10 protein-coding genes are annotated in these 12,553 nt (G+C 70.5%); 7 read left to right on the top strand and 3 right to left on the bottom strand.

Features of this window, described 5'->3' with window-relative positions; genetic code table 11:
• Positions 1 to 1,194, bottom strand: a complete 1,194-nt coding sequence (locus tag AB0M02_RS41495; protein WP_364237808.1) for a response regulator — start codon at positions 1,192 to 1,194, stop codon at positions 1 to 3.
• Between the two features lie 167 nt (positions 1,195 to 1,361).
• Between AB0M02_RS41495 and AB0M02_RS41490 the strand changes: the two genes are divergently transcribed.
• Complete coding sequence (locus tag AB0M02_RS41490) at positions 1,362 to 2,552, top strand: GAF domain-containing sensor histidine kinase (protein ID WP_364237806.1); 1,191 nt, start codon at positions 1,362 to 1,364, stop codon at positions 2,550 to 2,552.
• Between the two features lie 66 nt (positions 2,553 to 2,618).
• Entirely contained in the window at positions 2,619 to 4,223 is a 1,605-nt protein-coding gene (locus AB0M02_RS41485; RefSeq protein WP_364237805.1) for a methyl-accepting chemotaxis protein, read from the top strand.
• On the opposite strand, the gene AB0M02_RS41480 is transcribed toward AB0M02_RS41485, so the two are convergent.
• Positions 4,213 to 4,614 (bottom strand): ATP-binding protein, encoded by a 402-nt coding sequence (locus AB0M02_RS41480; RefSeq protein ID WP_364237802.1) that lies wholly within the window; start codon positions 4,612 to 4,614, stop codon positions 4,213 to 4,215. The two genes, AB0M02_RS41485 and AB0M02_RS41480, sit on opposite strands and share 11 nt — an antisense overlap.
• Positions 4,615 to 4,718: 104 nt before the next feature.
• Here AB0M02_RS41480 and AB0M02_RS41475 point away from each other — a divergent pair, with 104 nt between their 5' ends.
• The 3 genes from AB0M02_RS41475 to pflA all read left to right on the top strand — a co-directional run bounded on the left by AB0M02_RS41475 (position 4,719) and on the right by pflA (position 9,706).
• Positions 4,719 to 6,671, top strand: coding sequence for an ATP-binding protein (locus AB0M02_RS41475; protein WP_364237801.1), 1,953 nt, complete (start codon positions 4,719 to 4,721; stop codon positions 6,669 to 6,671).
• Between the two features lie 81 nt (positions 6,672 to 6,752).
• Positions 6,753 to 8,975 carry a formate C-acetyltransferase gene (gene pflB, locus AB0M02_RS41470; RefSeq protein WP_364237798.1) on the top strand — a complete coding sequence of 741 codons (2,223 nt, stop codon included), beginning with the start codon at positions 6,753 to 6,755 and terminating at the stop codon, positions 8,973 to 8,975.
• Positions 8,972 to 9,706 carry a pyruvate formate-lyase-activating protein gene (gene pflA, locus AB0M02_RS41465; RefSeq protein WP_364237796.1) on the top strand — a complete coding sequence of 245 codons (735 nt, stop codon included), beginning with the start codon at positions 8,972 to 8,974 and terminating at the stop codon, positions 9,704 to 9,706. Before pflB ends, pflA begins: the two co-directional genes overlap by 4 nt.
• On the opposite strand, the gene AB0M02_RS41460 is transcribed toward pflA, so the two are convergent.
• Positions 9,700 to 10,602, bottom strand: coding sequence for a helix-turn-helix transcriptional regulator (locus AB0M02_RS41460; RefSeq protein WP_364237793.1), 903 nt, complete (start codon positions 10,600 to 10,602; stop codon positions 9,700 to 9,702). The two genes, pflA and AB0M02_RS41460, sit on opposite strands and share 7 nt — an antisense overlap.
• Before the next feature lie 54 nt (positions 10,603 to 10,656).
• Here AB0M02_RS41460 and AB0M02_RS41455 point away from each other — a divergent pair, with 54 nt between their 5' ends.
• Together AB0M02_RS41455 and AB0M02_RS41450 are read left to right on the top strand one after the other, a co-directional pair.
• Positions 10,657 to 11,514, top strand: a complete 858-nt coding sequence (locus AB0M02_RS41455) for an aldo/keto reductase (protein ID WP_364237790.1) — start codon at positions 10,657 to 10,659, stop codon at positions 11,512 to 11,514.
• A gap of 10 nt (positions 11,515 to 11,524) precedes the next feature.
• Positions 11,525 to 12,511, top strand: coding sequence for an aldo/keto reductase (locus AB0M02_RS41450; protein WP_364237787.1), 987 nt, complete (start codon positions 11,525 to 11,527; stop codon positions 12,509 to 12,511).
• The last annotated feature ends 42 nt before the right edge of the window (positions 12,512 to 12,553 follow it).

Below are 12,553 nucleotides of genomic sequence, written 5' to 3'. Positions count from 1 at the left end.
TCAGCGGCTGCCGACCAGCGCACCCCGCAGCACGGGCACGGCCGCCAGCACCGACTCGACCAGTTCGACGGCACGGGCGAAGTTCTGCAGCCGGTCCAGCATCAGCTCGGTGATCACGGTGTCCTTGCCGATCAGCACCAGCCCGTTGGTGGCGACCACGTCCTCGACCAGGCGCATGCCCACCTCGAGCTCCATGACCCGCACGCTGCGCACGGTGTCCTGTACCGCCGCCCGCACGCCCTTGAGCCGGCGCAGCGCGGCGATGACGTGCGGCGCCGCGTCGTCGCGCTCCTCCAGCGCGGTGATCGCGTTCACGTTGTTGAGCCCGCGGCTCTCCAGCGTCTCGAAGACGATCGCCGTGCGGACCACCGCGATCGCGTCCTCGACCAGCGCCGAGCGACCCTCCGCGGGAGCCGGCGCGCCGGTGAGACCCTGCACGATCTGCACCACGTCCTGCAGCATCGGGATGTCGCCAAGCAGCCGCAGCGCGATACGCGGCATGGCGTCCACCGAGGCCTGCTCGTCGCTGTTCAGCGGCAGGCCCCGGTCCAGCTTCGACAGCGTGGCGGCCGGTACGGTGACCGCGCCGAGCTGCGACGCCATCGCCGCGACCTCGATCTCCCACAGGCCGCCGAGCTGCAGGATCTCGCACAGTTCGCCGACCAGCGTGCTGATCCGCCCGGCCCGCTTGTAGGCCGGCGGATTGGACAGCTCAAGCACCCCGAACAGCGCTTTCACGCTGGTCCGCAGCGTACGGTCGAGCAGTTGCCGCTGTTCCCGCGCCTCCTCGTTCCGGCGCACCGAGTCACGGATCGCGGCCCGCAGCGTCTCCGTGCCGGCCGGCTTCGGCAGGTACCGGTAGACGCCGCCGGAGTTGATCGCGGCGACCGCGGTGGCCATGTCCCCGTGCCCGGTGTGCAGCACGCGGGTCGTCGACGGGTACTCCATCTGCACGCGGTGCAGCAGCTCGATGCCGTTCATCCCGGGCATCCGCATGTCGCTGACGACCGCGGCGGCCGGGCCGTGCTCGGCCAGCACCCGCAGCGCCTCGGCACCGTCGGCGGCGGTCAGCAGCCGGTAGTCACGGCCCAGCTGCATCGAGAGCGTCTCGAGGACCGACTCCTCGTCGTCGACCAGCAAAACCAGGGGTTTGCCGCTGTCGGCTCCCGCCGAACGGTACAGCTCGGTCCGCATGTGGTGCTCTCCTTCACCGGCACTTCGGATACGCCGGGAACTATCGCCACCCGCTCAGGCCGCATGAGTGATCAGCACCGCGTGATTTCGCCGCCCCGAACTCCTCAAGCACACCCGGCGGACCGCCGACATTCGTGCCAACGCCGACTCTGGAGAACGGATCCGATGTGAGCGCAGTAGGGGAAGACGCCCGCCTCGCCGCGGTGCACAGCTACCACCTGCTCGACGCCCCCCGCCCGGTGGTGCTCGACGAGCTGACCAGACTGGCCAGCTCGGTTCTGGAGACCCCGATGTCCACGGTCACGCTGATCGACCGGGACAGGCAGTGGTTCGCCGGCAACACCGGGATGCCGGGGGCGGGCGAGGGGCCTCTCAGCTCGTCGTTCTGCGGCCGTGTCGTCGACCGCCGGCTGTCGCTGGTGGTGGCCGACACCCTGGCCCACCCGGAGTACCGGACCTGGTCCAACGTCGTGGGCGTGCCGCACATCCGGTTCTACGCCGGTGTGCCGATCGTCGACGAGGACGGGTTCGTCATCGGCACGATGTGCGTGCTGGACCACCAGCCCCGCGAGATCAGCGACCGCCAGCTCGATCTGCTGAGCACGATGGCGGGACAGGCCGCGGGTCACCTCGCGGCGATCCGCAACCGCCTGCTGCTGGCCGAGGTCGGCGACGAGCTGTCCCGGGCGATCAGCCGCGAGGAGGACTTCGTCGCGACGGTCTCGCACGAGTTGCGTACGCCGGTGACGACCATCCAGGGATATCTGGAGCTGCTCGTGGACAACGAGGAGCTCACGCCGTACCGGAAACTCATCGACCCGATCCAGCGCAACGGTGAGCGACTGGTCCGCATGGTCGACCACCTGCTCGCCGGCACCCGCCCGGCCGGCACCCCGCTGCCGCTGCTGCGCGCCCGCACCGACCTCGTCACGGTGGCCGAGGCCGCGGTGGCCGCCTGCCGGCCGCAATCCGGGCCTCGTGACGTGCGGGTCGTCGTCGACGCCGTGGTCTCCCCCGCCCCGGTCCCCGGCGACCTCACCCGCCTCAGCCAGGCCGCCGAGCAGCTGATCCGCAACGCGGTCCTGTTCAGCCCGGCCGGCGCGACGGTGACCGTCCGGGTCACCACCGACGAGCTGGAGGTCTCCGATCCCGGCGCCGGCATCCCCGCGGACGAGCTGCCGCACGTGGCCGAGCGCTTCTACCGTGGCCGGTTCGCCCGGGACCAGGCGGTGCCCGGCGTCGGGCTGGGCCTGAGCATCGCCGACCGGATCGTGCGGGCGCACGAGGGCACGCTCACGGTCACGTCGAACGGGTCCGGACACGGCACGATCGCCACGATGTCGCTCCCCAAGGACTGACTGTCTCAGTCCGGTGCCGGTCCTGCCGAAAAGGAGGCAGAAGACCGGTTTCGGGCAGGGGGAACCATGGCGTTGTTGCGGCGTCTGCGGCTGAGCGGCCGGCTCGGCATCGCGTTCACGCTGGTGCTGGTCCTGCTGGGGGCGGCCGTCGCGGTCGGCGCGGCCGGGCTGACCCGGCAGCAGGACGTCACCCGCGGGCTGCACCGCCTGCAGGAGCTGATGCACCAGGTCGACCTGCAGAACTTCTACAACGCCGACATCTCCGGGTGGCAGCTCGCGTACGCATGGGACGTCTACCGCCTCGATCCGAAGACCGCCGTGGATCCGAAGAACCCCAACCGCGCCGGTTTCCTCACCGACGCGGAAACGCTGCGCAAGCTGCTCGCCGACTTCCCGGTGTCGGCCATGACCAGCACCGAGCGCGCGATCTTCGAGGACCTGCGCGGGCTCTGGGACCAGTTCTTCGCCGCCGACGAGCAGATCGCCGCCCTCTACAACTCCGGGCAGGTCAAGGACGGCGACGCGCTGCTGCTCGGCGACAGCTACGACCTGTATTTCAAGATCGTCGAAGGCACCGGGAAGCTGGTCGCCTCGGTGACCGAACGGGCGTCCGCGGCGGCCCGGGACGCGCAGGACGCGGCGCGGACCGCGCGTACCACGATGATCGTGATCTTCGTGCTGGCGGCGATCGCCGCGCTGTTCTGCACGGTCCTGGTGACCCGCAGCGTCGTGCGCCCGGCCGGGCGCCTGGTCGAGGCCCTGCAGGGCATGGCGCGAGGTGACCTGACCGTCGCCGTGGACGCGTCCGGCAACGACGAGATGAGCGCGATGAGCCGCGCCGTCGGCGAGGCCGTCGAGGGGGTACGCGGCACCGTGCTGGAGATCGTCGAGGACGCCGACCGGCTCACCACGGCGTCCGACACCATGCGCCGGATCAGCCACCAGATCGACAGCTCGGTCGCCGAGGCCGACCAGCAGGCGGGTCTCGCCGCGGCCAGCGCCGGTGGCGTCTCCGGCAACGTGCACACGGTCGCGGCCGGCTCGGAGGAGATGGGCTCGGCGATCGTCGAGATCTCCCGCAACGCCGCCGACGCCGCGCAGGTCGCCTCGGACGCGGTCGGCGCCGCCCGGTCCACCAGCGAGACAATCAACCGGCTCGGCGAGTCGTCCGCGCAGATCGGCGACGTGATCGACGTGATCACCCAGATCGCGGCGCAGACGAACCTCCTCGCGCTGAACGCCACCATCGAGGCGGCCCGGGCGGGCGAGTCGGGCAAGGGGTTCGCCGTGGTCGCCAGCGAGGTCAAGGACCTGGCGCAGGAGACCGCGCGCGCGACCGAGAAGATCTCCCAGCAGATCTCGGCGATCCAGGCCGACACCGGCCAGGCGGTCACCGCGATCGACGAGATCAGCCGGATCATCGAGCAGATCAGCGACTACCAGACCACGATCGCCTCGGCGGTGGAGCAGCAGAGCGCCACCACCGCCGAGATGAACCGCGGGGTCGGCGAGGCCGCGAGCGGCGTCACCGACATCGCGACCAACATCGCCGGCGTCGCGCACAGCACGGCGGCCAGCCGGGAGGCCGTCGGTCAGGCCGCCCGCGCCGCCGAGGACGTGCAGGGCCTGGCCGACCGGCTGCGGGCCGCGGCCGGCCGGTTCACCGTCTGAGCGGGCCCTCTCCCGTCGGGCACGGGAGGAGCTCCACGCGTACCCTCTTGCCGCCCTTGTAGTTCTGCACGGTCCAACTGCATGACATGGCCTCGATCAGCGCGAGGCCCCGGCCGCCCTCGTCCGGGTCGCGGCGCCGGGGCACCACCGACGAACCGTCGGCGACCGACACCACCACCCGCCCGTCGTGTGCCTCCAGCTGGAGCTCGATGCAGCCGCCGCCGTGGCGGACGGCGTTGGTGACCAGTTCGCTGACGACGACGGCGGCACCGTCCAGCCAGTCGGGGTCCTTGAAGCCCCAGCCGCCCAGGACCGCCGTGACGGCCCGCCGGGCCGAGGCGGGTGCGCCCCGATCCAGCGGGACGTCCAGGTGTGCGGTCAACGCGCTCATGCAGTACAACCTCGGGAGTCGCCGATGTGCGGGCGGACGATACCCAGGGCCGGGCCGAGCCGAAACCTCGCCAGGCGCAATGTCGCTTTTCATATGATTTATGCATGGCAGCGGTGCTCGTCGTCGAGGACAACCCGGAACACCAGGCCGTCATCGCCGAGGTGGTCCGCCGGCTCGGCCATGACGTCACGCTGGCCGGCGACGGGCTGGCCGGGCTGGCTGCGGCTCTCGCCCACCGGCCCGACCTGGTCGTCGCGGACGTCGACATGCCGCACATGGACGGCATCCGGATGTGCCGCGCGCTGCGCGACGACCCGGAGACCGCCGGGGTGCCGGTCGTGCTCGTCACGGCGTACCTGCCGCCCGGCGACTCGCTGCTCGCCGGCGCCGAGGCGGTGGCCGTGGTGCCCAAGCCGTTCCGGGTCAAGGAGCTGACCGACACGCTGCGCGCCTGCCTGGAGGCACCGGCGCAGCCGCCGCCCGGCGGGCACCACAGCGCCTTCGTCGAGGCGATGCTGCACAGCCTGGACACCGGTGTGGTGGCGTGCGACCTCGACGGCCGGCCGGTCGTGGTCAACCAGGCGGTCCGGGATTTCTTCGGCGACCAGCTGCGTACGGTCACGATCCGCGACTGGGTGCGCCAGTTCGGCCTGCGCCGCCACGACGGCACCCCGTTGCCACCCGACGAGCTGCCGCTGCTGCGCGCGCTGGCCGGCGAGGACGTCCGCCACGCCGACGTGCTGGCACACGACCGGCAGCACCGCCTGCGCTGGTTCTCGATCAACGCCCGCCCGGTACGCGACGCCGCCGGTGTCCCGCTCGGCGCGGTCGCCGCCGTGCACGACGTGACCGCCGACCGTCATCAGCACCTGTATCAGAGCTGCAAGAGCCGGGTCCTCAAGGCGCTCGTCCGCGCCACCGACACCGTGCACGCCGCCGAGTCCGTCCTGGACGCGATCTCCGGCGAGCTGGGCTGGCCGTACCTGCGGCTCTGGCTGGTCGACGAGGTCACCGACCGGCTGCGCCCGGTGGCCACGCACAGCCGGCCCGGCTACGCCGAGATGCACCTGCCCGCGGGCATCGACCGCGGCTCCGGGCTGGCCGGGACATGCTGGGAGCGCGGCGAGCTGGTCTGGGTACCGGACATCCACGCCCCCGGCTCGCCCGTGCTCCCCGAGGTCGCCTCCTCCGGCGACTACCGGGCGGCCGGCGCGGTACCGGTCCGCAGCGGCGACCGGGTCGTCGGCGTGCTGACGTTCTTCACCGACGAGCACCAGGAGCCCGAGCCCGCCCTGGCGGTCCTGCTCACCGGCATCGCCGGGCACATCGGCGCCTACCTGGACCGGCGCCGTGCCGACGAGCTCGCCGGCCAGCTGGCGGCCAGCATCGGCGAGTACGTAGCCCTGGTCGGCCACGAGCTGCGCACCCCGCTCACCTCGATCGGCACCTACACCGACCTGATCACCGAGTCCGGCGACGACACCACCATCGGCGAGGTTCGCGAGCTGCTCGCGGTCATCGAGCGTAACAACGCCCGGCTCCGGTCCCTGGTCGAGCGGCTCCTCGACCTGGCCGCCCTGGAGTCCGGCCACGCCGGGCTCACGGTCGGTGCCGTCGACCTGGTCCCGGTGGTGACCGCGGCCGCCGGCGCGGTCGAGGCCGACGCGCCCGATCCGCATCCCGCGGTCCGCACCGACCTGCCCGCTCAGCTGATCGTTCCCGGCGACGCGGCCCGGCTGCGCCAGGTCGCCGAGAACCTGATCGGCAACGCGGTCAAGTTCAGCCCCACCGAGACCGAGGTGCTGGTCACCCTGACCACCGACGACCACACCGCCGTGCTCACCGTGACCGACACCGGCATGGGCATCCCGGCGGGCGAGGGCGACCGGCTCTTCGCCCGCCTCTATCGCGCCACGAACGCCCGGCACAGCGGCATCCCCGGCATCGGCCTGGGTCTGGCCCTCACCCGCGCGATCGTCAACCTGCACGGAGGCACCGTCACCCTTGCCGAGGGCGATCAGGGCGGGACCATCGCGAGCGTCCGGCTCCCCCTGTAACGGCCGTTCGGGACCAACGGCCCTGCCCCGCAGGGGACCTGGGCGGGAGTCTGGGAGTGAGCCGATTGTGGGAGGAAAGACATGCACGCGTGGCGAGGTTTCACGGGGACGACATGGCGCACCGGGATCGACGTTTCCGGGTTCATCCACGACAACGTGCGGCCCTACGACGGTGACGCCGCCTTCCTCGCCGGGCCGACGGAGCGGACCACCCGGATCTGGCAGCGGCTCTCCGCGATGTTCGCCGAGGAGCGCGCCAACGGGATCTACGACGTGGACGCCGTCACCCCGTCGACCATCACGGCACACGCGCCGGGCTGGATCGACCGCGACGCCGAGCTGATCGTCGGCCTGCAGACCGACGCGCCCCTGCGCCGGGCGATCATGCCGTTCGGCGGGCTGCGCATGGTGGAGGGCGGGCTCCAGGCGTACGGGCGGACACTCGACCCGGACGTCCGGAAGGTGTTCAGCACGTACCGCAAGACTCACAACGAGGGTGTGTTCGACGCGTACCCGGCGGACGTGCTCGCCGCCCGGCGCTCGCACATCATCACGGGGCTGCCGGACGCGTACGGCCGTGGCCGGATCATCGGCGACTACCGCCGGGTGGCGCTCTACGGCGTGGACCGGCTGATCGAGGAGCGCCGGCAGCTCAGGACGGCCCTGGACGCCCGCCTCTCGGTCGCCGACGTGATCCGCGACCGCGAGGAGATCGCCGAGCAGACCCGGGCGCTCGGGGAGCTCAAGCAGATGGCCGCCGCGTACGGTTTCGACATCTCCGGGCCGGCTTCGACCGCGCGGGAAGCCGTGCAGTGGCTGTACTTCGCGTACCTGGCCGCGACAAAGGAGCAGAACGGCGCGGCCATGTCCCTCGGGCGGACCTCGTCGTTCCTCGACGTCTACCTGCAGCGGGACATCGAGGAGGGCCGGATCGACGAGCAGTACGCCCAGGAGCTGATCGACGACTTCGTGATCAAGCTGCGGATCGTGCGGTTCCTGCGCACCCCGGAGTACGACGAGCTGTTCTCCGGCGACCCGACCTGGGTGACCGAGTCGATCGGCGGGATCGGCACCGACGACCGGCCGCTCGTGACCCGGACCAGCTTCCGGTACCTGCAGACCCTCTACAACCTGGGCCCGGCGCCGGAGCCGAACCTGACGGTCCTGTGGTCGCCGCGCCTGCCCGAGGGCTTCAAGCGGTTCTGCGCGCGGGTCTCGATCGACACCAGCAGCATCCAGTACGAGAACGACGACCTGCTCCGGCCGTACCTGAGCGACGACGCGGCGATCGCCTGCTGTGTCTCGGGGATGCGGGTGGGCAAGGACATGCAGTTCTTCGGTGCGCGGGCGAATCTGGCGAAGGCGCTCCTGTACGCGATCAACGGTGGCCGGGACGAGATCAGTGGCGCACAGGTGGCACCGCCCAGCCCGCCAGTTTCGGACATTTTGGTTTATGAGGAGATTTTTGCTGCTTATGACCGCATGCTCGACTGGCTGGCCGAGACGTACGTTGACGCGCTGAACGTCATCCATTACATGCACGACAAATATGCTTATGAGCGCCTCGAGATGGCCCTGCACGACTACCCCGTGCACCGCTTCCTGGCCACCGGGATCGCCGGCCTCTCGGTCGCCGCCGACAGCCTCTCCGCGATCAAGTACGCCCAGGTCAAGGCGGTTCGCGACGAACGTGGCATCGTCGTCGACTACGAGGTGGACGGCGAGTTCCCGACGTTCGGCAACAACGACGACCGGGTGGACGCGATCGCCGTGGACCTCGTCGAGCGGTTCATGGAGAAGATCCGCCGGCAGCCGATGTACCGCGGCGCCGAGCCCTCCCTCTCCGTGCTGACGATCACGTCGAACGTCGTCTACGGCAAGCACACCGGCAACACGCCGGACGGGCGCCGGGCCGGCGAGCCGTTCGCGCCGGGCGCCAACCCGATGAACGGCCGGGACAAGCACGGCCTGGTGGCGGCGGCTCTGTCGGTGGCGAAGCTGCCGTACCGCAGCGCCCGCGACGGCATCTCGCTGACCATCACCTCGACGCCGGACGGTCTCGGCCGCACCCGTGACGAGCAGGTCGGCAACCTGGTCGGGGTGCTCGACGGATACACCGACGGCGGCGGTTTCCACATGAACGTGAACGTGCTGGACCGGGCGACCCTCGAGGACGCCATGGAGAATCCGGCAAAGTATCCGCAGCTGACGATCCGGGTGTCCGGATATGCCGTGAATTTCGTGAGATTGACGAAGGAGCAGCAGCGCGACGTCATCTCCCGCACGTTCCACGGGTCGCTGTGACCGTTACGGGCAGCGTGCACTCGTTCGACGTCTCGACCGGCGTCGACGGGCCGGGGACGCGATTCGTCGCGTTCCTGGCCGGGTGCCCGCTGCGCTGCCAGTACTGCCACAGTCCGGACACCTGGTATCGGCGCACCGGCCGGGAGATGACCGCCGACGATCTCCTGACGGAGATCTCCCGCTACGAGCGTTTCATCAAGGTCGCGGGCGGCGGCGTCACCCTGAGTGGTGGGGAGGCCTTGCAACAACCCGATTTCGTACGCGAAATCTTCACGCGCTGCCACGACAAGGGCCTGCACACCGCCCTCGACACGAGCGGCTTCCTCGGCGCGAAGGCCTCCGACGACCTGCTCGCCGTGACCGATCTCGTACTGCTCGACATCAAGGCCGGCGACGAGGAGACCTACCGGAAGGTCACCCGCACCGGAGAACTTGCGCCGACCGTCGAGTTCGCCCACCGGCTCGCCGCCCTCGGCGTACCCGTCTGGGTCCGTTTCGTTCTCGTCCCCGGCCTCACCGACTCGGCCGAGAACGTCGAGGCGGTGGCCCGGATCGCCGCCTCGATCCGCACCGTGGAGCGCGTGGAGGTCCTCCCCTTCCACCGCCTCGGCGCCGCCAAGTACACCGCCCTGAGCATCCCGTTCCCGCTCGCCGACACCCCCGCGCCCTCCCCCGAGCTGATCGACCGGGTCCGCACCCAGTTCCGCGCCCACGGCCTGACCGTTTACTGAGTGGCGGCCTCGCGGTCGGTCCAGCTGGCGAGGAAGTCCAGCGCCTGGGCGGTGGGACTGGCCGGTTCGAAGGTGTACGTGACGATCGTCAGGCCGGGATCGCCGGGCAGGTGCAGAGCCTCGCCGGTGAGCTCGAGCTCGCCGGCGACGGCATGGTGCATCGTCTTGGTCGAGGTGTAGTGCAGCTTCACGCTGTGGGTGGCCCACCAGGTGCGGAACTGCTCGCTGCGAGCACTCAGTTCGCCGATCAGATCGGTGAGGCCGCGGTCGTAGGGGTTGCGGCCGGCTTCGGTGCGCAGCGCCGCCGCACAGTCCCGCGCCACCCTCTCCCAGTCACGGTAGAAGTCCTGCGACCCGGGATTGAGGAACAGATAGCGGGCGAGGTTGAAGGTGGACCCGCCCGCGCTGGCGTCGGCATACAGCGCCCGGCCGAGCCGGTTGGCGGCCAGGACGTCGGTCCGTCCGTTCCGTGCGTATGCGGGCGCACTGATCGTGTCCAGGATTCGCTGGACCCCCTCGCGCACACCCGAGCGCCGCACCGGCCCCCTCATCGACCGCCCGGCGGCGTTGGCGGTGTCGGCGAGATTGAGCAGGTGCGAACGCTCGGCATCGTCGAGGTGCAACGCGCGGGCAAGGGACTCCAGGACGGACTGCGAGACGCCGGTGAGGTTCCCCCGCTCGAGGCGGGTGTAGTAGTCGGTGCTCATCCCGGCCAGCATCGCGACCTCCTCGCGGCGCAGGCCTTTCACCCGCCGCCTGCCGCCGTAGAACGGGATCCCGGCCTGCTGCGGGGTGAGCCGTTCACGGCGGGTGGTGAGGAAGTCGCGCACCTCGTCCCGGTTGCCCATGTCGTCGAAGGGTACGGCGCGCGGCAGCCGCCAGGGAGGGTCTGTCAATACCAGGCAAAACCTCCACTGCCTCCCGCGCCGCCCGTGGGGTTTCGTGGAGTCATGGCAGCACAGCACCAAACGATCACGCTGAACAACGGCGTGCCGATGCCAATCCTCGGGTTCGGCGTCTTCCAGGTCCCCGGCGAGCAGACCGAGCAGGTCGTCACGGACGCCCTCGCGGCCGGCTACCGGTTGATCGACACCGCCGCCTCCTACGGCAACGAGGAGGCCGTCGGCCGGGCGATCGCCGCGAGCGGCATCCCGCGCGACGAGCTGTTCGTCACCACCAAGATGTGGATCCAGCACACCGGCGAGGAGACCGCCCGCCGCGAGTTCGACAGGTCCCTGCGCAAGCTGGGCCTGGACCATCTCGACCTCTACCTGATCCACCAGCCGCTCGGCGACTACTACAGCTCCTGGCACGCGATGGAGAAGCTGTATGCCGAGGGTCTGATCAAGGCGATCGGGGTCTCCAACTTCTACCCCGACCGGCTCGTCGACCTGATCCAGCACAACGACATCGTTCCGGCGGTCAACCAGATCGAGACCCACCCGTTCTTCCAGCGCGCCGGCTACCAGCAGCTGATGCGCGAGCGCGGCGTACAGATCGAGTCCTGGGGCCCGTTCGCCGAGGGCAGGAACGACTTCTTCACCAACCCGGTCCTGACCGCGATCGCCGCGGGGCACGACCGTTCCGTCGCCCAGGTCGTACTGCGCTGGCTCGTCCAGCGCGACGTCGTGGTGATCCCGAAGTCGGTGCGCCCCGAGCGCATGGCCCAGAACCTCGACGTCTTCGACTTCGCACTCACCGGCGAGGAGATGACCCGGATCGCGGCCCTGGACACCGGCGCCTCGCTGTTCTTCGACCACCACGACCCGGGGATGGTCGCCTGGCTCGGCGATCGTCGCGTCGACTGAGGAGCACAAAATGATCAAGCGCACGCTCGGAAACAGCGGCCTCGAGGTCTCCGCGATCGGCCTCGGCTGCATGGGACTCAACCACGGCTACGGCCCCGCCGTCGACAATGCGCAGGGCGTGGCGCTCATCCGCGCCGCCGTCGACCGCGGCATCACCTTCTTCGACACCGCCCAGGTCTACGGGCCGTTCACCAACGAGGAACTCGTCGGCGAGGCCCTGGCGCCCGTCCGCGACCAGGTCGTCATCGCGACCAAGTTCGGCTTCTCGTTCGACGGCAGTCGCTCCACCGGGCTGGACAGCCGCCCCGAGCACATCTCCGCCAGCGTCGAGGACTCCCTGCGGCGGCTCGGAACGGATCGGATCGACCTGCTCTACCAGCACCGCGTCGATCCGGAGGTGCCGATCGAGGATGTCGCCGGCACCGTGCGGGACCTCATCGCGGCCGGGAAGGTGGGGCATTTCGGCCTGTCCGAGGCGGGCGTGGAGGTCATCCGCCGCGCACACGCCGTGCAACCGGTCACGGCTCTGCAGAGCGAGTACTCGCTGTGGTGGCGCGAGCCCGAGGAGCGGATCCTGCCCGTCCTGGCCGAGCTCGGCATCGGGCTCGTGCCGTTCAGCCCGCTGGGCAAGGGCTTTCTCACCGGGACGATCGACACCGCCACCACCTTCACCGACTCGGACATCCGCAACACCCTGCCCCGGTTCACCGAGCGGGCCCGCGCCGCCAATCAGGCGCTGGTCGACGTGCTGTCCAAGATCGCCGCGAGCCGTGGCGTCACCAACGCCCAGGTCGCGCTGGCCTGGCTGCTCGCCCAGGGCCCGCCGGCAGTGCCGATCCCGGGCACCACGAAGGTCTCCCGCCTGCTGGAGAACGCCGCCGCGGCCGATCTCGAACTCAGCACCGGCGACCTGGCCGAGCTGACCGCCGCGGCCGGCCGGGTGCGGATCCAGGGCGACCGTTATCCCGAGCACATGCAGAGGTGGATCAACCGCTGAGATCGAACATGTGTTCTAATAGCTACCGCTGTCGAACACGGG

It is taken from the genome of Actinoplanes sp. NPDC051861, from assembly GCF_040681145.1.
GTDB lineage: Bacteria > Actinomycetota > Actinomycetes > Mycobacteriales > Micromonosporaceae > Actinoplanes.
The sequence above is the reverse complement of the archived record's forward strand: the minus strand, read 5'-3'. Positions and strand labels throughout refer to the sequence as shown.

Excerpts from the sequence above, each read along its gene's own strand:
- AB0M02_RS41495 (WP_364237808.1), bottom strand. The coding sequence starts at position 1,194 with ATGCGGACCGAGCTGTACCGTTCGGCGGGAGCCGACAGCGGCAAACCC.
- AB0M02_RS41455 (WP_364237790.1), top strand. The coding sequence starts at position 10,657 with ATGGCAGCACAGCACCAAACGATCACGCTGAACAACGGCGTGCCGATG.
- AB0M02_RS41450 (WP_364237787.1), top strand. The coding sequence starts at position 11,525 with ATGATCAAGCGCACGCTCGGAAACAGCGGCCTCGAGGTCTCCGCGATC.
- AB0M02_RS41475 (WP_364237801.1), top strand. The coding sequence starts at position 4,719 with ATGGCAGCGGTGCTCGTCGTCGAGGACAACCCGGAACACCAGGCCGTC.
- AB0M02_RS41485 (WP_364237805.1), top strand. The coding sequence starts at position 2,619 with ATGGCGTTGTTGCGGCGTCTGCGGCTGAGCGGCCGGCTCGGCATCGCG.
- pflB (WP_364237798.1), top strand. The coding sequence starts at position 6,753 with ATGCACGCGTGGCGAGGTTTCACGGGGACGACATGGCGCACCGGGATC.
- AB0M02_RS41480 (WP_364237802.1), bottom strand. The coding sequence starts at position 4,614 with ATGAGCGCGTTGACCGCACACCTGGACGTCCCGCTGGATCGGGGCGCA.